This window comes from Bacteroides sp. 1_1_30, assembly GCF_020982715.1.
GTDB lineage: Bacteria > Bacteroidota > Bacteroidia > Bacteroidales > Bacteroidaceae > Bacteroides > Bacteroides xylanisolvens.
This window is the reverse complement of sequence record NZ_JAJKHN010000027.1, coordinates 1-21020: the sequence shown is the minus strand read 5'-3', so window position 1 is coordinate 21020 and position 21020 is coordinate 1. Positions and strand designations below refer to the sequence as shown.

General features: G+C 41.5%; 14 protein-coding genes. 8 read left to right on the top strand and 6 right to left on the bottom strand.

The features are described 5' to 3' along the window. Positions 1 to 62: 62 nt before the first annotated feature. The 6 genes from LPH68_RS09975 to LPH68_RS09950 all read left to right on the top strand — a co-directional run bounded on the left by LPH68_RS09975 (position 63) and on the right by LPH68_RS09950 (position 11252). Positions 63 to 3362, top strand: a complete 3300-nt coding sequence (locus tag LPH68_RS09975; RefSeq protein WP_074909995.1) for a TonB-dependent receptor — start codon at positions 63 to 65, stop codon at positions 3360 to 3362. A 3-nt stretch (positions 3363 to 3365) separates the two neighbouring features. Next, positions 3366 to 5099, top strand: coding sequence for a RagB/SusD family nutrient uptake outer membrane protein (locus LPH68_RS09970; RefSeq protein ID WP_151923678.1), 1734 nt, complete (start codon positions 3366 to 3368; stop codon positions 5097 to 5099). A gap of 31 nt (positions 5100 to 5130) precedes the next feature. After that, the gene (locus LPH68_RS09965) at positions 5131 to 6657 is read left to right on the top strand and encodes an Ig-like domain-containing protein (RefSeq protein WP_074707729.1); all 1527 of its coding nucleotides are present in this window, start codon (positions 5131 to 5133) and stop codon (positions 6655 to 6657) included. A 5-nt stretch (positions 6658 to 6662) separates the two neighbouring features. Then, positions 6663 to 8066: an alginate lyase family protein gene (locus LPH68_RS09960; protein WP_074909988.1), complete on the top strand. Its 1404-nt coding sequence runs from the start codon at positions 6663 to 6665 to the stop codon at positions 8064 to 8066. Positions 8067 to 8315: 249 nt separating this feature from the next. Then, a complete protein-coding gene (locus LPH68_RS09955; protein ID WP_074707724.1) occupies positions 8316 to 9965 on the top strand; it encodes a glycoside hydrolase 43 family protein in 1650 nt (549 codons plus the stop codon). A 66-nt stretch (positions 9966 to 10031) separates the two neighbouring features. Then, on the top strand, positions 10032 to 11252 hold the full coding sequence (locus tag LPH68_RS09950) for a glycoside hydrolase family 88 protein (RefSeq protein ID WP_074707721.1): 1221 nt from the start codon (positions 10032 to 10034) through the stop codon (positions 11250 to 11252). 162 nt (positions 11253 to 11414) lie between these two features. Here the strand turns inward: LPH68_RS09950 and LPH68_RS09945 are convergent, their stop codons facing one another. The 4 genes from LPH68_RS09945 to LPH68_RS09930 form a co-directional block, all read right to left on the bottom strand. Continuing rightward, on the bottom strand, positions 11415 to 11888 hold the full coding sequence (locus tag LPH68_RS09945; protein ID WP_009040929.1) for a copper resistance protein NlpE N-terminal domain-containing protein: 474 nt from the start codon (positions 11886 to 11888) through the stop codon (positions 11415 to 11417). Between the two features lie 57 nt (positions 11889 to 11945). Beyond that, a complete protein-coding gene (locus tag LPH68_RS09940) occupies positions 11946 to 13238 on the bottom strand; it encodes a hemolysin family protein (protein ID WP_009040928.1) in 1293 nt (430 codons plus the stop codon). Between the two features lie 251 nt (positions 13239 to 13489). After that, positions 13490 to 14275, bottom strand: coding sequence for a M48 family metallopeptidase (locus LPH68_RS09935; protein WP_151923679.1), 786 nt, complete (start codon positions 14273 to 14275; stop codon positions 13490 to 13492). A gap of 32 nt (positions 14276 to 14307) precedes the next feature. Then, entirely contained in the window at positions 14308 to 16686 is a 2379-nt protein-coding gene (locus LPH68_RS09930) for a TonB-dependent receptor (protein WP_151923680.1), read from the bottom strand. A gap of 181 nt (positions 16687 to 16867) precedes the next feature. On the opposite strand from LPH68_RS09930, the gene LPH68_RS09925 reads away from it, so the two are divergent. Further along, positions 16868 to 17302, top strand: a complete 435-nt coding sequence (locus LPH68_RS09925; protein WP_008643234.1) for a DUF2007 domain-containing protein — start codon at positions 16868 to 16870, stop codon at positions 17300 to 17302. A 26-nt stretch (positions 17303 to 17328) separates the two neighbouring features. Further along, on the top strand, positions 17329 to 18147 hold the full coding sequence (locus tag LPH68_RS09920; protein ID WP_151923681.1) for an alpha/beta hydrolase family protein: 819 nt from the start codon (positions 17329 to 17331) through the stop codon (positions 18145 to 18147). Between the two features lie 408 nt (positions 18148 to 18555). Here LPH68_RS09920 and LPH68_RS09915 read toward each other — a convergent pair whose 3' ends face one another. Then, a complete protein-coding gene (locus tag LPH68_RS09915) occupies positions 18556 to 19350 on the bottom strand; it encodes a DUF4595 domain-containing protein (RefSeq protein ID WP_117684424.1) in 795 nt (264 codons plus the stop codon). 6 nt (positions 19351 to 19356) lie between these two features. After that, positions 19357 to 20805, bottom strand: coding sequence for a S41 family peptidase (locus tag LPH68_RS09910; protein WP_117684422.1), 1449 nt, complete (start codon positions 20803 to 20805; stop codon positions 19357 to 19359). Positions 20806 to 21020: the final 215 nt, after the last annotated feature.

Below are 21020 nucleotides of genomic sequence, written 5' to 3'. Positions count from 1 at the left end.
CATTAATAAATAACCCTTTGTGCTTATGGAAAAGGAGTCAGAATTTACAAAGAGGTACTTGTATGCCTCACCTTATTTTAGAGAACAAAAATTTAATACTATTTTTAAACCTCAAATTTAATTTTATGAAACGAAGAGGATTAATATTTAATTCGCGACCTAACAAAACAGCAGTGTTTGCGTTAGGATTAATGCTGGGACTTTGTCCTGTTTCAAAGGCGTGGGCCGATACAAACATGAAAGATAGTCAAGTAGTGGCACAGGCTCAAAAGAAAGTGAAAGGTCAAGTCGTTGATGCAATAGGCGAACCATTGATTGGTGTGAATATTACTGTAATAGGAGGAACAGAAGGAACTATTACGGATATCGACGGAAATTATACGATTGGTGTACCTGCTGGAGCTAAGTTGAAATTCAGCTATATTGGTTATAAGGATCAAATTATAGATGTGGCTGCACAAACTGTGATAAATGTAAAATTGCAGGAAGATAGCGAAGTGTTGGACGAAGTTGTGGTAGTGGGATACGGTTCACAAAGGAAGGAGACATTGACTGGTGCTGTAACAGTGGTATCTGATAAAATGTTGAAGAATAAAGGAACGATGTCAAGTCCGTTACAGGCAATGCAAGGTCAGGTTCCGGGTGTTACGATCACTCGCAATTCGGCAGCTCCGGGAGATGAGAGCTGGGGCTTGAAATTGCGTGGTTCTGTTTCTGCAAATAATGCGGAGCCATTGATCGTTATTGACGGAGTTGCTTATGATGGTGTAAATGCACTGCGTAATATCAACCCTTCTGATATTCAGTCTATCAATTTTCTGAAAGATGCATCGGCTGCTATTTATGGTTCCCGGGCTGCAGGTGGTGTGGTATTGGTAACCACTAAGCAGGCAAAGGAAGGAAAAGCGAGAATAGAATATAGCGGTTCATACACTTACAAGATGGTGGGATTGCAGCCGGAGCTGATGACTATGAACGAGTGGGCAAATGCAGTGTTACAGACTTGTCAGAACGATGGTCAGCCGGATTCTTACTCATGGGTGAAATATGCGAAAATGGCATTGGCTAATGAAGGTAAATACATTGATTTGGACCACAGTGCAAATCCTTTTGCTCCCAGCTATTCAGATGTAATGGATTTCGTGTTCATGGATACCAACTGGCAAGATGTGTTGTTCGGCAATTCTTATTCTACGCAACATGACTTAGCTGTTTCTGGAGGTACAGAAAAGAATTTATATCGCTTGTCCGTAGGGTATATGTATGATGACAGTAACTTGAAGTGGGGAAATAATAACAATCAGCGTTTCAATCTTCGTTTGACTAATAAACTGAAAGTCTTTGATAACTTTTCTATTGAATCTGTGATAGCCTATAACCGCCAGGATCAGGTGGCTCCTTCACAACTGAATAGAACATTGACTTCCAGTTATCCGCAACCGGGACTTCCGGCTTCTACGATTGATGGAAAACCTTATTCGTGGGGAACTTGGTTGTCACCGATTTGGTTTGCCGAATTGGGTGGAGATAATAAACTGAAAGTATCTGAAATTAATATCAGTGAGAAATTCACTTACAATATTAATAAACATCTGGATGTAGTAGCAAATCTCGGTTATAACTCCGGAGTAGCTTCACGTGATATAAAGAAGATGGCTATTACTTCTTATAATTATGCGGGAACCAAGATAAACACCAAGGCCGACGGTTACAAACAGGAAGAGTCGTCTTACGAGAAAACAAGTTCACGTACAGACTTCTATTCTATGGCAGGTTATGTTGATTATCACAATACATTTGCGCAGCATCATAATGTAAGTGCAATGGTTGGTGCTCAATATGAATTGAAAGAATATGATTATTTTGGTGTATCGGTGAAAGATATACAGAACTCGTTGGAAACTGTAAATGGGGCAGGTCTGGTAAATCTGACAGACAAACATGGTACGAAGTGGCATGAGGCTGTGATGTCCTACTATTCTCGTTTAAACTATAACTATAAGTCAAAATACTTATTGGAAGTAAATATGCGTTATGATGGTTCTTCCAAGTTTAAACCGGAAAATCGCTGGGACTTCTTTTATGGAATATCCGGTGGATGGCGTATTACGGAAGAGGCGTTTATGAAGAACATCAAATGGTTGAATGATTTGAAAATCCGTCTTTCTTATGGTGAAGTTGGTAACCAAAGTGGTATTGATCGTTACGATGGTACGCAGTTCTATAAATTTGAATCTCAAAGCGGAGCTTATATCGGTCCTAACAAAGGCACTATCATAGATACGAATGGTAAAATCGCTTCTCTGGGACGTGAATGGGAACGCATTAAGAATTATAACTTAGGATTGGATTTCTCTTTGTTTAATTCTCGTCTGACAGGTACTGCCGAAGTGTACATGAAACGTAATGATAATATGTTGATTAATGTTTCTTATCCGGGAGTTCTGGGTGATAACGCAGGTATGTCAAACAATGGAAAATTCAGATCACATGGATGGGAAGTCATGGTAAACTGGTCTGATAAGATTGGAAAAGACTTCACTTATCATATAGGAGGTACTTATTCTTTCAATACGAATAAACTGACGGATATTGGTGCAGTTTCAGTTCTGAAATCCGGTTTTGTTGATAAACAGCAAGGTTATCCGTTGAATAGTATTTTTGGTTTGCGTTATGCCGGCAAAGCACAGACAGAAGAAGAACGTCAAAAATATCTATATCGCTTCCTGACTGGTAATACTATCGGACTGACAGAACAAAACTTCCGTTTGGGAGATAATATGTATGCTGACGTAAATAATGACGGCAAACTGGATCAGAATGATATTGTTTATTTAGGTACAGATGATCCGAAAATCTCTTTCTCTTTTAATGTAGGAGCAGAATGGAAGGGATTTGATTTATCACTAGTTTTCCAGGGTGCTGCTCAACGTACAATCTTCCGTACGGGAGATAATAACGGTAATGAGATTTGGCGTATACCGATGAAAGCATTATATCTGAACACTTCGAATCAATCGGTAGGTAACACGTGGAGTCCGGAGAACCGGGGCGCTTATTATCCGACATATAGTAATAAGAATGAAATCAATGACTACAACTATCAGGCTTCTTCCTGGTCAGTGGAAGATGGTTCTTACATTCGTCTGAAAAATGTGACATTGGGATACAATGTTCCTTCTGCCTTTTTGGCTAAAACGAAAGCAATTAGTTCTTGTCGTATATATGTAGCAGGTGCTGATCTTTGGGAATATTCTAAGATTAACGACGGATGGGATCCGGAGGCTAGCCGTAAGGTATCAGCAGCAGGACGTTTCCCCTTTGTCCGTACAGTGACTTTCGGATTAAATCTAACTTTTTAATGTATGAAGAATATGAAACTATATAAGAAAGCTCTTTTAATTTTATCGCTTGGTCTGACACTGAATTCGTGTCTGGATCTTGATCCGCAGGACCAACTGGCAGATGGCAACTTATGGGGGGCGGCAGATGATTTTAAATATTTTGCAACTAATTTCTATGGTTGGACCCGTGATTTCAAGTCTGTTATTTCTGATGGTGCACATTCTGACTGGCGTTCGGACTTGATGACTTCCAGTTCTGTAAATATGTACAGTAACGGTAGCAATCCGATTCCTACTTCAGACGGTAACTATACGAGTAATTATGCCCATATTCGCCGTTGCAATTTGTTGCTACAAAAAGCAGCGTCTTTTTCCGGTAACGGTGATATCAGCCGCTATGTAGCGGAAGCCAAGTTTTTCCGTGCTTATTCTTACTTTGATTTGGTGCAGTTGTTCGGAGATGTGATTATCACTAAAGAACCGCTGGATATTACTTCACCCGAGTTACGCATGAGCCGCAATGACCGTAGCGAAGTGATTGACTTCGTGATTCAGGATTTGAAGGATGCGGCTGAAGTATTGCCGGAAATTATTGCGACGGATGAAGAAGGACGTATTTCAAAATGGGGAGCTTATGCATTCCTTTCACGTGTCGCTTTATATGAAGGCACATGGCAACAAAACCGCAATAATGAAGAACGTGGCAAAGCATTGTTGAGTATTGCAGCGGATGCGGCGAAAAAAGTTATCGACAGTAAGCAATTCGAGCTATTCAAACCAGCAGCATTGGGAGAGATGGCTTATAAATACCTGTTCATTTTAGAGAATGTACAGTCTAATCCTGCGAATCTGACTAAGAGTGCCAATAAAGAATATATATTCTATCGCCGTCATGATGAAACGATTGCTCCGATCGGGACTAATATTACACATGGTTGTGTAGCGAACGTGCAATATATTAACCGTAAATTTGTGAATATGTATCTTTGTAGCAATGGGCTACCTATTGACTATACCAAGAGTGCTGACGTCTTTAAAGGTTATGGAGGTCTGACTACGGAATTTGAAAATCGTGATAATCGCATGAAGAACTGTCTTCTGGCTCATGGCACTAAATATTGGGATAACGACAAACCGCGTATTGATTGGAAAGGTATGGATGGGGAAGATGCGACCAATGCCATTACATGTAATGTATTCCAAGGTTCCGGTTATCAAAACCAAAAATGGGGTACGGAACGTAAGGTGGCCGATACATTTGAAGGTTACGATTTCCCGATTATTCGTTATGCAGAAGTTTTATTGAATTATGCCGAAGCTATGTATGAGTTGGGAACCACCGGCAAAGCTTTGGATGATGCTTTGAATATCTCGTTGAATTTGGTTCGTCTCCGTGTAAACCCGGATATGCCTAAACTGACTACGTCTTTTGCTTCAGAAAACAGTTTGAATATGCGAGAGGAAATCCGTCGTGAACGTACCATCGAATTGTACAATGAAGGTTTCCGAGTTGATGATTTGAAGCGTTGGAATACTGCTATTGTAGAGATGCCTAAACCTATTCTAGGAGTGAAATGGACAGGAACTGATTTTGCGACTTCATGGGCTGGCGCTTCTAATATGGCAAAAGATTCCGATGGCTGTTTGATCTTGGAAAATAGTCGGCGCTGGGGTAGTAAAAATGACCTGTATCCGCTTCCGGTAGATCAGTGTCAGTTGAATCCGAACTTGGGACAGAATCCGGGATGGCAATAATCAAGTCTGAATAACTTAAAGAATAAGAATCATGAAAAGAGATTATATAAAATATTTTGTTGGACTGGCGGCTTGTTCGTTTTTAGGTCTGACTTCATGTGATGATGATAAGGATTTAGGAGGAAAGATGGACGAAATGATTACAGTATCCACCATTACTCTTAACGAAACTCAATATGATGCAGGGAATAAAACAATTTGTCTGCTGAAGAACAAAGAACTGCAACTCTCTTGGAGTATTGCACCTGAAAATGCAACCAATGCTAATGTGCAATGGACTTCGTCGGATGAATCTATTGTTGCTGTTACACGGGAAGGTAAGGTCGTGACTAAGGATAAAGCAGGAAAAGCTATTATTACATTAACGCCGGAAATCGGTTTCGGTCCGGAAGCTACGATCATCACTAGAACAGTTGAAGTTATGGACGAGTATACCTATATGTCAGCCATCAATATAACTAATGTTCCAGCAGAGGAGATTGCGGCAGGCGATGAATATCAATTAACTGTTTCTTCGGAACCGGCAACTACTACGTTCAAGCGTTATAAATGGACAAGTAGTAACCCGGAAGTGGCTACGGTGGATGAAAAGACAGGTTTGGTGACCGGAATCAGCAAAGGGGATGCGACTATTATAGTAACGGCTGATGATTTCAGTTCGAATCCGGTGTCTGCAAGTTGCGAGATAGGGGTTAAGATAGTAACTCCAATTACCGGAATGACGTTTACTGAAGATACGGAACTTAATCAATTGGGATATGGACAGGAATATCAGATTAAGTACACATTGGAACCGGTAGATGCTACTGCTTCGCTGCTGACTTGGGCGAGTGATAATCCGGAGGTGATTAGTGTGGATAAGACTGGTAAATTGAAAGTACATACTACTAAGACCGCTTCTGCTGTGATAACAGCTTCTTATGGCCCTGTTGTACAAAATGTAACTGTCACAGTTGCCGATGGACGTTTCTGGTATTCATTAGGTAATGGTTTGGGTAACGGACTGGATAATAATTGGTATTTGGATGGCAACAATGCGTCTGTTGTTTCATCTGACGGAAATAAGACTACTGTTCAGATGGGCTCCGGATACCGTGGTGACTTATGGCTTGCAAGAAGTGGTAAAGGAAAAATTGTAAATGTAACTCCTGCTGATTATAGATATTTTGCCATTAAGGTAGGATTTAAATCTCAATTGGTTCCAGGAAAGAACAAACCCAATGGTTGTATTAAATTAGAGATCTTTGATGATGGTATTAAGAAAATCGGTCCTGAATATTTTGGAACAGGCGGAGATGCTAATAATAGATACGAGATTCTGGGTGCAAGTGAGATTTCGACTACGGAGCCAAATGTCTTGTATTACGACTTACAGTCAAAATATAAAACTGTGACTCCTACAGATTGGAATCAGGTCTTTGATTTAGTGCAATGTAAGTTTGTAATTGCCGATTTCCCGGAAACTGCTCAGACTTATGATCTTTACTGGATTCGTTCTTTCAAATCCATAGAGGAACTTCAAGCTTTTGTAGATAGTGAAAACAATACTAACGAATAACTACCATGAATAAGATGAAATTATATACAATAATAGGAGCAGGGCTTTTTGCCCTGACTTCTACCACGCTTTTAGCATGTAGCGAAATAGAAGACGGCTCTAATGATATGAGTAGTTGGCCGGAAGTGAAGGATTATGTTACGACTTTGGAGCATCCTTGTATGCTTCATACAGAAACGGATTTTGAGTTTGTAAAAGGAAAAGTGCAAGCCGGTGCGCAACCTTGGAAAAATGCGTTCGATCATTTAAGTCGTAGTGGGAATAGCTTGTCACAATCAAATTATAAGGCTTCTCCGGTGAAATTATTGGCGCGTCTCGATCAAAATAATTGGGCAGGCAAATATCCCAATGACTGGAATAACTACACGAAGTTGATGAAGGACGCTGCCGCAGCCTATCAATTGGCCCTTCGATGGAAATTGTCGGAGACTGACGGTGCACAGTATGCAGATGCTGCTGTTGCTATTTTGAATGACTGGGCTAAAACATGTACAGGATTTATCGTGAATGATAAAGGTGAATTTATAGATCCGAACGAGTTCTTGATTTTTATTCAGGTACATCAAATAGCAAATGCAGCGGAGATTATGCGTTCTTATCCAGGATGGCAGGAAGCTGATTTCGTTAAGTTTAAAGCATGGATTGCAGATGTCTTTTATCCTCATATCACAAAATTCCTGTCTACGCACAATGGAAATGAATGTGCGCTTCATTATTGGCTCAACTGGGATTTATCTGCGATGACAGCTTTACTTTCTATCGGTATTTTGGCGGATGATAACTTTAAAATCAATGAAGCTATCCAATATTTCAAATTTGGTATTGGTTCGGGAAATATAGGAAATGGCGTTCCTTTCATACATTTAGATCCGGATAGTAATGAAATGCTGGGACAATGTCAGGAATCAGGTCGTGATCAAGGACATGCTACCTTGTGTGTCAGTCTGCTGGGTGCTTTCTGTCAGATGGCAAAGAATGTAGGTGAAGACCTTTTCATCTTTGATGACGGACGTGCATTGGCTATGTGTGAATATGTAGCTAAATACAATATCGGTGGTGCTGAAACCGGTAGTTCAAGTGCCAGTTGGAAGATGACCGGTTTCAGATATACAGATAATGATCTGCCTTATACTACTTATACAAATTGTAGTGGAAGCTGGGATACCATTTCTGCACAGGAAAGAAGAGAAGGAAAGGATTCACGTGGTGAAGTGCGTCCTGCATGGGAGCTGGTGAACCGTTTGGCGCAGGATTATGGTAAATCAAGCATCTATGCTAAGATGTGGGTTGATAAAATGCGTGAAAATGCATCACGCGGTAATTCCGATGGTGGGGCAGGTGATTATGGGCCTAATAGCGGCGGTTATGACCAATTAGGTTTCGGAACCCTGATGTTTGCAAAAGAGTAAAGAAAAAGCTGTTGGTAATATAGCATGATTGTTTTACAATAATCTTGGATAAATAGAAAAAAGTTGGAAAGGGATTAGGTATTTACCTAATCCCTTTCGTATATATAAGTAAATAGGTCAGTAAATAGATTGTTTTGAAATCAGAGATAGGATTCAGTTTTAAAAGTGTTTGGTTTTTATATAAGGTAGAAAGAACCTGTTTTTAGGAATAACGAATCTAGTTTTGAATGAAATTGATTAGTAAGGTATATGCGTAAAAAGATTCTGTTTTTAGCAGGAATGATGGCTTGCAGTTCATTGGCAGGCGCACAAGAAATTTCTAAGACCTGGGTGGCTGATAAGGGGAATGGAACTTATCAGAACCCGGTTCTTCATGCTGACTATTCAGACCCGGATATCTGTGCGGCCGGAGATGATTTCTATATGACAGCATCCAGCTTTAATTGTATTCCCGGAATTCCTATTCTTCATTCCAATGATTTGGTTAATTGGTCGTTAGTAAACTATGCGTTACCGGTTCAGGAGCCGGAACCTTTCTTCGATAAGGCACAGCATGGTAAAGGCGTATGGGCACCGGCCATTCGTTTTCATAACGGAGAATTTTATATTTACTGGGGGGATCCGGATTATGGAATCTATATGATTAAAACCAAAGACCCGAAAGGAAAATGGAGCAAACCTGTATTAGTGAAAGCAGGGAAAGGAATGATTGATGCAACTCCTTTGTGGGACGAAGACGGAAAAGTATATTTGATACATGCTTATGCCGGAAGTCGTAGTGGGGTGAACAGTATCCTCGTCATTTGCGAACTGAATGCGGAAGGAACAGAAGTTATTTCCGATCCGGTGATGGTGTTCGACGGAAATGATGGAAAGAATCATACCGTAGAAGGACCGAAGCTCTATAAACGCAACGGATACTATTATATTTTTGCTCCGGCAGGAGGGGTAGCAACCGGTTGGCAATTGGTACTTCGCTCAAAAAACATCTATGGCCCTTACGAATCGAAAATCGTGATGGCACAAGGAAAGACAACGATAAACGGACCTCATCAGGGGGGCTGGGTAGACACCAATACAGGAGAATCTTGGTTCGTCCATTTTCAAGATAAAGGCGCTTACGGACGTGTGATTCATCTGAATCCGATGATGTGGGTAAATGACTGGCCTGTAATCGGAGTGGACAAGGATAAAGACGGTTGCGGTGAACCTGTAACGACTTATAAGAAACCGAATGTGGGAAAGACCTATCCGATCGCTACTCCGCCGGAGAGTGACGAATTCAATACCCGGCATTTGGGATTACAATGGCAATGGCATGCCAATAAAAAAGACACTTACGGTTTTACTACCGATTTGGGATTTATCCGTCTTTATGCAGGCAGCCTTTCGAAAGAGTTTGTGAACTTCTGGGAAGTTCCTAATCTGTTGATGCAAAAGTTCCCGGCTGAAGAATTTACAGCTACGACCAAGCTGACATTTACTGCCAAGCAGGATGGAGAACAAACCGGAATTATTGTGATGGGATGGGATTATAGTTATCTTTCTATTCGCAAGGCGGGGGATCAGTTTATTCTGCAACAGGCAGTTTGTAAGGATGCGGAACAGCAAAATCCCGAACGGATAAAAGAATTGGCAAACATTCCGGTAAAATATCTAAAGATGCCGGGAGTAGCAGATAATGAATGGCAAACAGTGTATTTACAGGTAAAGGTTCGGAAAGGAGCCGTTTGTACATTTGCTTATAGTCTGGACGGGAAGAAATATACGACAGTGGGAGAGACTTTCACAGCCCGTCAAGGCAAATGGATTGGAGCCAAAGTCGGATTATTCTGTGTGACTCCGAATGAAGGCAATCGGGGATGGGCAGATGTCGATTGGTTTCGGATGAATAAGTAATTGACCAATCAATAATTGACAAAGAGAAATAAAGATTAAGAATTAACTCGAAGATATCAGATTAAGATGAAAAAGATTGTAGTAGGTTTGGCTGTGATGTTAGGTTTCTGTACGTGTGCTCATCAGCCGTCCGGTACATTGGATGTGAATAAGGCATTGGACTATTGTGCAGAGCAGACACAACGTACGCTTGCGGAACTGAAAACTGACTCCGGCATCGACTATACAATGATGCCACGTAATATCATGACTGACGAACATCATTGGAATTGTCGGAAAGCGACGAAGGAAGAATGGTGTGCCGGTTTCTGGCCCGGAGTATTGTGGTATGATTACGAATATACGAAAGATAAACAGATTCAGGAAGAAGCGGAGAAGTTCACGAACTCTCTGGAGTTCCTTTCCAAGACTCCGGCTTTCGACCATGATTTGGGCTTCCTCGTGTTCTGTAGCTACGGAAATGGTTACCGCCTGACCAAGAATCCGGCTTACAAACAAGTGATTCTTGATACAGCTGATACGTTGGCTACTCTGTTCAATCCCATCGTAGGAACCATCCTTTCATGGCCTCGTGAAGTGGAACCCCGCAACTGGCCGCACAATACCATCATGGATAACATGATTAACCTCGAAATGCTTTTCTGGGCAGCGAAGAATGGTGGAAATCCTTATTTATATGATATTGCCGTTTCTCATGCTGATAAAACGATGAAATGCCAGTTCCGTCCCGATTATACATCCTACCATGTAGCAGTCTATGATACCATCACAGGTAATCTGATAAAAGGAGTAACCCATCAGGGCTATGCAGACAGTACCATGTGGGCGCGTGGTCAAGCATGGGCAATCTACGGATATACTGTAGTCTATCGTGAAACGAAAGATCCTAAGTATCTTGATTTCGCACAGAAAGTGACAGATGTTTACCTCGAACGCCTGCCGGAAGATAAAGTTCCTTATTGGGATTTCAGTGCACCGGGAATACCGGATGCTCCCCGTGACGCTTCTGCTGCGGCAGTGGTGGCCTCTGCTTTGCTTGAACTATCCACTTACCTCCCGAATGGAACCGGAAAACGTTATAAAGATGCAGCTATCGAAATGCTGGCAAGCCTGAACTCTGACAGTTATCAGAGTGGTAAAAGCAAACCGTCATTTCTGTTGCATAGTGTAGGACACTGGCCCGCTCATTCTGAAATAGATGCTTCTATTATTTATGCAGATTATTATTATATCGAAGCCTTGTTGAGGCTGAAACGTCTGCAAGAAGGACACGGGGTATTGGGATAACAGTATTTCCGGGCTTATGAATACGGTAATATCAAAGTATCGGTAGAACTAATAAAGTGAATAGTCCGATTAGAATAGGTGATAGTGTAAAAAAGGAAAAGCTCTGCAAGAACGAAGGTTCTATACAGAGCTTTTTTTACTGGTTAGGGTTAGGCTTATTTATTATTTTACCTTGATGATGTCATAATTCAAATTGCTGACAGCTTCTTGCAAGCTATCGTTCACCAAACGAAGAGTGGTGTCGTTAACAACCACGAAATACATCGGAGCTTCACCATCTTTCGGAGTTAACTTAACAGCAGTAACAGGTTTTTTGTTCACAACCTTGTGTACAGTCTCTTGTTTTCCTTTCGAAGTGAAAGTCTTGTTTTGTCCTTGACCTTCAGCGTCGAGGTAAGTCATATCCAGTGTGTACACTGTATCTACACCGTCAGTTGCAGCATTTAAGGTCAGTACATAGTCAATACCCGGACCGTCGGCAGCAGGAAGAGTACCTTCATAAACTTCAGTCAATTCGGTAATCGGAGTCATAGCAATAGCTAGACTGTCTGCTTGTGCCTCTGCGGCTTTGTTTGCTTTTGATTGGCATGATGCCAAAGCAGCTACGACTGCTGCTAACATAATTACTTTTTTCATCATTAAGTGCTTTAAGTTAATATAATTATAGTGAGCTATTGCTCGTTTTTTGCTATCCTATTCCTGTTCCTCGTCCCGTTTGATGACAAGCAGTTTGTCTACTCGTCCGCGGTCCATGTCCACCACTTCGAATTGCAGATTCTTGTAGGTGAAGATATCTCCTGCTTTCGGGATGCGACCAATCAGGAACATGGCCAATCCACCCAGAGTGGTGAAGTCTTCCGATTCCAGATCTTCGTAGGATAGGATACCCATTTCCTCCATGAAGTCGTCGATATTCATTGAAGCTTCCACCAGCATTGAACCATCCTGCCTTGTGACGATTTCTTCTTCTTCCATTTCATCCTCTTCAAGGATGTCTCCGAAGATACTTTCGGTCAGGTCGTGCAGTGTGATAATGCCTTCTGTGCTGCCATACTCGTTAACAACAACTCCGAACTTGTTTTTGTTCTTCTTAAATAGCTCTAAAACTTTATTTGCATACAAACTTTCCGGAATAAAGAGGGGAGGACGGGCAATTTCGCGCAGGTTAAACACCTTTTTGTTGCCTACCATCAGGATAATATCCTTTACGGAAACCACACCGATAATCTCATCTTTCCGTTCGTCTACCAATAGATATTTGCTGTAATGTTCTTCTTCGATAATCTTCATCACTTTTTCCTGTGTATCATCGGGATGAAGGATAATAAGATCTCTGCGATGTGTCATCAGTTCGTTGGCGCGTTTATCAGAGAAACGGAATACGTCGCGTATCATTTCCGTTTCCTCTTTGTCAATCACACCCTGCTCCGAACTTTGATGCAGGATCATTTTGATTTCCTCTTGTGTCATGGGGCGTTCTTCGCTTTTCAGACCGATAAGTTTGTTCAGTAACCGGGTAGAGACGCTTAGCAACCACACAAAAGGATAAGAAACCTTCGTCAGCAGAATCATGACCGGGCTGAACAAAGTGGCGTATCGCTCCGGATTACTAAGAGCGATAGATTTGGGTACTAGCTCTCCGATAATCAGAGAAAGATAGGTAATGATTGCTACGGTAGTAATCATTGCCAGGTTGCGTGCATAAGCTTCTGCGCCCGGAATGAGGGAAAAGAAAGGAACGAGGTCGTCGGCAATAGCCACACCACCATACGCACCGGATACGATACCGATCAGCGTGATACCAATCTGAATGGTAGACAAGAACTTTTCCGGTTCTTCCAATTGTTTTAAAACTCCTCGGGCTGATTTGTTACCTTTTGCGACAAGTGTTTCAAGACGTGCTTTGCTGGATGATACCAACGCAATTTCATACATGGCAAAAATGCCATTCAGTATAAGTAAGAAAAGTATGATAAGAAATTCCATAAATGGATTTAAATGGTTATAGGGTCGAAATTACAAGAAATCGGGACACTATGCAAATATGTGTAATATATTAATGAAAATTTAATAATCGTGTTGTCTTTTTTGTGTAATCATAATAATATAATTGAGGCACGGATTACGCTGATTTCACAGTTTCAATTAAATAAGAACTGTGTTAATCTGTGTAATCCGTGCCTTAATAAAAATCAACAGGAAGTTTTGAACTCTTCCTTATATATTAGATAAACTCTTTACTTCTTAGCGTAGCTGTCTGCTTTGGCTTTTGTACGTTCAATGCGTTTTTGAGTGTCCGGATGTGAAGAGAACATTCTTTGTGCATAGGATGCTTTAGGAGCATCTTTTGCAAGTTCTGCCAATTTACTCAAGGCATTTGCCATTGCATAAGGGTCGATGCCGTTTTTTACGCAGAATTCAACACCATAATCATCGGCTTCATTTTCTTGCTTTTGTGAGAATTGTGCACCGGCAAGAGCTTCTGCCATGGCTCCCAGTTCGGAGTCTGTCAGTTTGGCTACTTTGTCGTTGGCTGCACCTGCCGCGTTCTTCACAGCTGAACGTAGGTAGGCATTTTTCATAGCGTCTTTGGAATCTGTGTGAACCACATGACCGATTTCATGACCTACCACTGCCATTACTTCTTCGTCCGTCATAACATCCATCAGACCGGCGCAGATACGTACACTACCGTCACCGCAGGCAAAGGCGTTTACGTCTATTACTTCATATACGCCAAAGTTAAGTTTCAGTCCGTCCACTTCTTTGATATGTCCCGTCAGTTTCTCCAGACGTTTGCCATATTCAGTATCAGGTTTTGTCAATGGATTATGAGTGTCCATCCATGCCATATATTCCTTACTCATATTAGCAATGTCCGCATCAGATAATGTAACGGCTGATACTACATCTTTACCTGCTTGTAAAGCTTTTCCTAAATTAATCTTCTTGCCGAATTGTGCAGAAGCTGTCATTCCCATGCCTAATAATACAAAGGCAATCATTGCAATTTTTCTTTTCATATTCTTTTCTAGTTTGATGTTTTATGTATAAATTAATATTCAAATGTTATGCCTAATGTGGGGAGCAAAGTCCCGCTCGATTGTTTGAGGCGTTTCATTTTATAGTGTTGGCTGTCGGTAGGAGCTTCCGGATTCTCGATGATGCCGGTGCTCATCAGCACATCCTGCTGTTTCAGTTTGCTGGCTGTGATATTCTGCAAATCAAGATAGAATCCCAGCATGCAATGTTTCAGATAAAATGTCTTGTCGATACGGAGGTCTACTTGTGCAAAGGTCGGAAGACGTTCCTTATTATATTTTGAATAGTCGTAATATGCTTTGCCTTGTGCATCCCAGGCGGATACCAAAGATGATTTTTCTTCATCGTATGGGGTATAAGGAGCACCGCCGATGCAACTGACTTTCATGCCGACACTCCATTGGTGGGGCAGATTGTAAGTTCCCCGTAAATTGAAAATATATCGGTTGTCCCATGCAGATGCAATGTATTCGCTCTCTTTGTCGTTGCGGTATTCACTTTTAAAGATGGTGAAGGAGGAAGCCAGATTCAGTTTCTTGGCGATCAGCCACTTTACCAGAATCTCCGCGCCATACGAACGTCCTTGAGCGGTAGAAGTCAGCAATTCATTGCCAATCACTCCATAGTCATTTCCTTTGCAGGTAAGAGGAATCCCGTCTACAACGGAGAGCGGAATTTTGTCATAGTCTTTATAGAATCCTTCGACGGAGACTTCGAACGTATCTCCTTTGCGCCAACTAATGCCCAGACTTTCCTGGCTGACTTTCATATAGCGGAGATTGTATTTGTTGGCATACATTCCGTTATTATCTTTAAAACCGAGTGCCGTGTAAGGAGGCAACTGATAATAAAGTCCTGCATTTCCGCTAACGAACCAGTGCTCGGCAAGTTGGTAGGAAAGCGATATGCGGGGAGAAAGCTGGTCGGAGAGTGACTTCATGGCCGACGAATAATTGTTGGCATCAGCTCTCAATCCCAAGGAAGCTGTGAAACGTTCGTCCATCGAAGAGTAGCTGATAGTGCCGAAAAGTCCCCAACGCATCATTCCCAAATAGGTATGGTAATCAAACGTTTGTGCCTGATTGGTATATGCCTTTTGAAAGGTGGTATTGGTATATTGACTATAATCCAGATTCACTCCGAGATTGACTTTCCAGTTGCGGAAAGAAGAATTGTTTTCGAAGCGGAACTTCGTTTCCTGTTCGGTAGAACGGAGGCGGAGCATCAGATTCTCCGGAATGCTTTCATCATTCTGCCGGTATTTAGTATTGCGGTTGTTCAGATAACTGTGACTGACTACCACCGATTGCACATGCGGCCCTGCATAGTGACGATATACAGCACCTAAGGTAAACGTTTCCTGCTTGATTTTTGGCAGGTAACTAAGGATATATTCATTGTCCTCGCTATCTGCTTTCGTGTTCAATCGCATATTGTCGATTCCTCCAAGCCCCAATACCGTCAGTTCGTTCTGTTCGTTGAACCGGGTTTTCAACTTGAATTGCGCATCGGTGAAAGTCGGCAGGAAAGGCAGGTCGAGCATATCAAACAGGAATTGCAGATAAGATTGACGCACGGATACCAGATACGAGGTCTTTTTTCCAATATGTCCGTTGGAGGCCAGAGAGACCTCGGATGCTCCGAGGGTAGCTTTTAGTGAGTTATGCTCCATGTCTCCGTCGCGCAATTTGAAATCAAGCACGGAGCTAAGCGCGTTTCCTCTGTCAGTGGGAAAAGCACCTGTATAGAAATTTACTTCACGGATCAGGTCGGCATTAAGGATTCCCACCGGACCGCCGGATGCTCCTTGCGTGCTGAAGTGATTGATATTGGGTATTTCCACTCCGTCCAGATAGAAACGGTTTTCAGAAGGAGAACCACCGCGTACAATCAAGTCATTGCGGTAGCCGATAGGAGAGAAGGCAACTCCCGGATAAGACTGAACAATACGCGAAATGTCCCGATTGGCTCCCGGACTCTTTTCTATTTCCTGCAATCCGATGATACGCAGGCTGACCGGACTTTCCAGATCGCGCCGGAAAGGAGAAGCGGTGACGGTTATTCCTGCGAGTTCGGTCAGATTCTCTTCCATTTCTATCGAAATGTTCAGGTCTTTGGTAGATAAGATATATTCGGGAGTAGTGACACTCTTGTAGCCGATGGCTGTCGCTTGCAGACGGTAGATGCCGGGAGGCACTTGTTCGATGGTGAAATGACCTTCCGCATTGGTGACACCACCTTTATTCAGCCCAAGAACCATTACGTTAATGAATTCTAATGGCTGACGGCTGTTTTTCTCAATCACCGTTCCCTTTATTTGATGTACAGGTTGGGCCTGTAACAGGGAAAGCAGGATGTTGGAAAATAGTAGCAGTGTCAATAGTTTTTTCATGTGATTGCCAATTGTCGCTGCGAAAGTACGAAAAAAGTATTAAATAATGATACCTTCCGTGAATAAAAATAGAATCACTTCTGATTTGGTTCGTTTTACCTGCTGATAAAGTTAGTCGGGTTTTGTTTCACATTTCATTTTTATATCTTATTTTTGTGGGACATATTAAAACAGATTCCTTATGAAGACTGTAAAATTGATCACTTGTAATGATGCGATGAAGGCACATATCCTTCAGGGAGCATTGGAGAATGAAGGCATCGAGTCTATTCTGCACAATGAGAATTTCTCTACTTTGTATAAAAGTTGCGTAAGTAGTATTGCAGGGGTGGATATATTGGTGGCAGATGAAGACTACGAGAATGCTGTCCAAGTGTTGAAGGATAACGATAGTTGGCCGGAAGAGTTGACGCTTTGTCCGTACTGCGGTTCATCGGACATCCAGTTGGTTTTGAGAAAAGGAAAGCGTTGGCGTGCTATGGGGGCTGCTATCATTTCTGCATTAATGGTCATTCCCCCGGGAGACAACCACTGGAACTATACCTGTAAACAGTGTCATAAAACCTTTGAAATGCCGGTTGCTAAATTTAATCCTGCTGCAGAGCCAGAGGAATAATTATATCTAACTATTTATAACACACAATGGAAAAGAAAAAAAATCTATTAATTGCTCTTCTTTTAATTTGGGTAGCTCCCTCTTTTGCTGCCAAAGTAGATACCTTGTTAATTAAAAGTCCTTCCATGAATAAGGAAGTGCAAGTGGTCGTTGTTACGCCGGATGCTGCATCAGGAAAGAAATCGGTGGCTTGTCCTACTATTTATTTGTTGCACGGTTATGGTGGAAATGCTAAAACATGGATTGATATTAAACCGAATCTTCCCCAAATTGCGGATGAAAAAGGAATCATATTCGTTTGTCCGGACGGAAAGACCAGTTGGTACTGGGATAGTCCGGTCAACCCGTCTTTCCGCTATGAAACTTTTATCTCGTCGGAACTGGTGAAGTATATCGACGAACATTACAAGACGATTGCCGACCGTAAGGGACGCGCCATCACCGGATTGAGTATGGGTGGACATGGAGCGATGTGGAATGCAATCCGTCATAAAGATATGTTTGGTGCCAGTGGAAGTACAAGCGGAGGGATGGATATTCGCCCGTTCCCGAAAAACTGGGACATGGCTAAACAGTTGGGAGAATATGAATCGAATAAGGAGGTATGGGATAATCACACCGTTATCAATCAGATTGATAAGATAGAGAATGGCGATTTGGCTATTATTGTCGATTGTGGAGAAGATGATTTCTTCCTGAATGTGAACAAGGATTTGCATAACCGCCTGTTGGAAAGAAAGATCGATCATGATTTTATTACCCGCCCGGGAGGACATACAGGGCAGTATTGGAATAACTCCATTGATTATCAGATTCTGTTCTTCGATAAGTTTTTCAAGAAATAAAACCGGGAATACTTGACTTTGGCTTTTCAATGTTGTATCTTTGGTACAGAATCATAAAATAGATTGAGGTTAAACTACGATAGAAGGAGGGAGCGGAAGCTTTCTCCTTTTTTGTTGTATCCTTGGGAGTCGTGAGCTTTATCCCGGTTTATAAAAGGGATGAAACCAGAGATTAACGTGTTTTATACCGTAGCTTTATAAAAATTAGACGGTGCGTTACGACTCATTAAACGCTGCGTTAGGAGAAATTAGAGCCTTTGTTAGGTAAAATCAGAGCCTTTGTTTCGGAATAAACAAAGTTGAGGTATGAAAAGGGGCTTTATAGGTTAAGAATCTATAATTCTGCTCTTGACAGAAATAGAGTGATTATGCTACTTTAAAAGAGAATTCGATGTTCGGAATGAAAGATTATTCGAAAGAAATCGAAATGTTGCGTGTGTATGGATAATAGCTGGCCTGTCCTCCGGCATAGGTCGTCTGACAAATCATTCTGGATGGATTTCCTTTTTTATCAAACCCATACGAATAGACTGTCTTTTCGTCGTTACTTCCTGCAGGACAACTGCGTATGGTGAAATGGCGCGGGTCCTTACCCAATAACCCTGCGTAAAGAGCTTCAATATGGAATGTCAGAGGGTGTATCTCCAATAAACCGAGGCAGGGCAAATGGTATGTAGAACTTTCTTCTCCCGGTTCATAAATGAACTTGTTTTCAAGGCCGTTCATCTTGGAACTGATAGAGGTTATATCTCCGTTCTCGTATGTAAGTGATGTTGATGAATATTCTCTATTGTCGATATTCTCGACAATTCCGGTTAAGTATCCTTCTGCAGAGTAAGAAAATTGATAAATACGATTTTGTGAAGACAAACTGTATACACATTGACTGGCATAGCCTTCGCTATTTAATGTATATACTAAAGTGAGATAGTCAGTGGTAACTGTTACCTGATTATCAGAGTAGCTCAAGTTTACTTCGTTACTGATTTCTTCTTCGAAATAACGTTGTTTTATAATATGTTGAATCAGGCGCTCGCCATCGAACATAAACTTCTCTGTCTTATTTACAGGTTTTGAATCGTTCTCGACGGATTCATTGAAAATCATAGCCCATTGCCCTTTATCCTCTTCTGTACCCTTTTCGTCATCATCCGAACAACTGAATGTCAGTATTGCCAGCAATAAAATAGCTACTTTTTTCATCCTTTCTTATTTTAATTGTAATCCGTTACTACTAAAACGTCTACTAGCCGGACTTATTACGCTTTTCTCTATCTTGAATTGTGCTTTTGTCGTCTCTTCGGTTTCCTCGTCCTTTGGTGGATAACTTCCGTCAATAACACCGATGGCTACTTTTAACATTCTTTCGTTAGGATCACCGAATGGCAGAAACTCACTGTAATTAGTAACTCCACCAATAGTCGTTTCACTAATTTTAAGATCTGTTGCAGGGGAGAGAGCTCCTCCGGCATCGTGGTTGGAATCATAAACAGTGCAGACTACCGGATTGATTGACCACAGAAATTCTTCATTAATGAATTGTTCTGTTGCTACATTTTGTCCTTTGGTGACACCACCGATGGTTACAACAGGATAGCTGTCTTTCAGGAATAGGCTCCTGATTAACATTTCCGGTGCTCCGGCTGTTGTACTGCTTGTGATAGCGAATAGGGCGGGCAGGTCTAAATTAACACCGCTCTTTAATATCTCACTATCAAAGTTGATGGTAGCATCCTTGTCCCTGTTTTTATTATTATATTCCAGATAGGCCATCGGCTTATTTAATCGTACTTCTGAAGTCAGAATTGTACCTAATAACTGAACGCAATCCAATGAACCACCGGCGTTGTAACGTAGGTCAAGTATAACATATTTCACGCCTGCTGTCTTGAACTCTTGTGAGATTTGTCGCAGTTCGTTATTATACTTGTCTGGATCACTATTGGTTCCGGCAGTGAAGCTATTGTACATGAGATACCCTACTTTGATATCTCTATTGTTTTCTTTTACCGTAAGTATTTTGGTTTTATGTACCGGATTATCCTCAATGGATCGTGCAGCAGGTAGTTTTAATGTTATGTCATTAGGTACTACCTTATATACAAATTTTTCTTCTCCTACTTCTTCCCCTTCTTCCGGCTCAACAGGAACTTCTTTCCATACTCCCATCACCAAATCCCGGGCTTGGGTTCCCTGTAATAATTGAGTCTCATATTTCTTGCTGATGTAAGAAGTATCGACTTTCATAATCCAGTTTCCACGTTCCAGTCCGGCTGCTTCTGCCGGTGAACCGGGAATGACGTAAGTAATTAATGCGTTATATGCTGTATCGATATCCACACTTCGAACTAGTGAATAGTCGAATCCATAAGTAGGCAGCGGAGCCTCCATCACAGAATCTACAAACGAGTAGCTGTCTTTTTTTGATTTCACTTTAGATAAGAACGAGGCAGGTTCCAGAAACAGATTCACATCATCGTAGGAAGGTAGATCTTGATACCACAGATAGTTCTGTTGCATGATGTCGTACATCCATGTATCCAGTGCAGTTTGATGGGCATACTCCGGCCAGCGGTCGACACCGCAGGAGAAGAAACCACTGATAGATACGAGGATCAGGGCAGGTATGAGGATTATCTTTCTTAATTTCGTCATCATAAAAAGCTTTTTACTGTGCAAATGTAGGAAATACTTTGCTTATCTACCACATTTATGGTATAAAAATGCCTTCAATGTGTGATTGGGTGTTAGAGAATCTTGCCTTATCTTTGTGACATCAAAGTTTTCGATAGGTATTAATGCGAATCAGTAGTTGAACTCTGATTCCTTGTTTTAGAAAATTAGATAAATGAATGCGATGGCAATTTTGCCCA

What these genes read in the sequence shown, in the direction of transcription:
- LPH68_RS09975 (WP_074909995.1), top strand. Translation starts at nt 63, where the DNA reads ATGCCTCACCTTATTTTAGAGAACAAAAATTTAATACTATTTTTAAAC.
- LPH68_RS09970 (WP_151923678.1), top strand. Translation starts at nt 3,366, where the DNA reads ATGAAGAATATGAAACTATATAAGAAAGCTCTTTTAATTTTATCGCTT.
- LPH68_RS09965 (WP_074707729.1), top strand. Translation starts at nt 5,131, where the DNA reads ATGAAAAGAGATTATATAAAATATTTTGTTGGACTGGCGGCTTGTTCG.
- LPH68_RS09960 (WP_074909988.1), top strand. Translation starts at nt 6,663, where the DNA reads ATGAATAAGATGAAATTATATACAATAATAGGAGCAGGGCTTTTTGCC.
- LPH68_RS09955 (WP_074707724.1), top strand. Translation starts at nt 8,316, where the DNA reads ATGCGTAAAAAGATTCTGTTTTTAGCAGGAATGATGGCTTGCAGTTCA.
- LPH68_RS09950 (WP_074707721.1), top strand. Translation starts at nt 10,032, where the DNA reads ATGAAAAAGATTGTAGTAGGTTTGGCTGTGATGTTAGGTTTCTGTACG.
- LPH68_RS09945 (WP_009040929.1), bottom strand. Translation starts at nt 11,888, where the DNA reads ATGAAAAAAGTAATTATGTTAGCAGCAGTCGTAGCTGCTTTGGCATCA.
- LPH68_RS09940 (WP_009040928.1), bottom strand. Translation starts at nt 13,238, where the DNA reads ATGGAATTTCTTATCATACTTTTCTTACTTATACTGAATGGCATTTTT.
- LPH68_RS09935 (WP_151923679.1), bottom strand. Translation starts at nt 14,275, where the DNA reads ATGAAAAGAAAAATTGCAATGATTGCCTTTGTATTATTAGGCATGGGA.
- LPH68_RS09930 (WP_151923680.1), bottom strand. Translation starts at nt 16,686, where the DNA reads ATGAAAAAACTATTGACACTGCTACTATTTTCCAACATCCTGCTTTCC.
- LPH68_RS09925 (WP_008643234.1), top strand. Translation starts at nt 16,868, where the DNA reads ATGAAGACTGTAAAATTGATCACTTGTAATGATGCGATGAAGGCACAT.
- LPH68_RS09920 (WP_151923681.1), top strand. Translation starts at nt 17,329, where the DNA reads ATGGAAAAGAAAAAAAATCTATTAATTGCTCTTCTTTTAATTTGGGTA.
- LPH68_RS09915 (WP_117684424.1), bottom strand. Translation starts at nt 19,350, where the DNA reads ATGAAAAAAGTAGCTATTTTATTGCTGGCAATACTGACATTCAGTTGT.
- LPH68_RS09910 (WP_117684422.1), bottom strand. Translation starts at nt 20,805, where the DNA reads ATGATGACGAAATTAAGAAAGATAATCCTCATACCTGCCCTGATCCTC.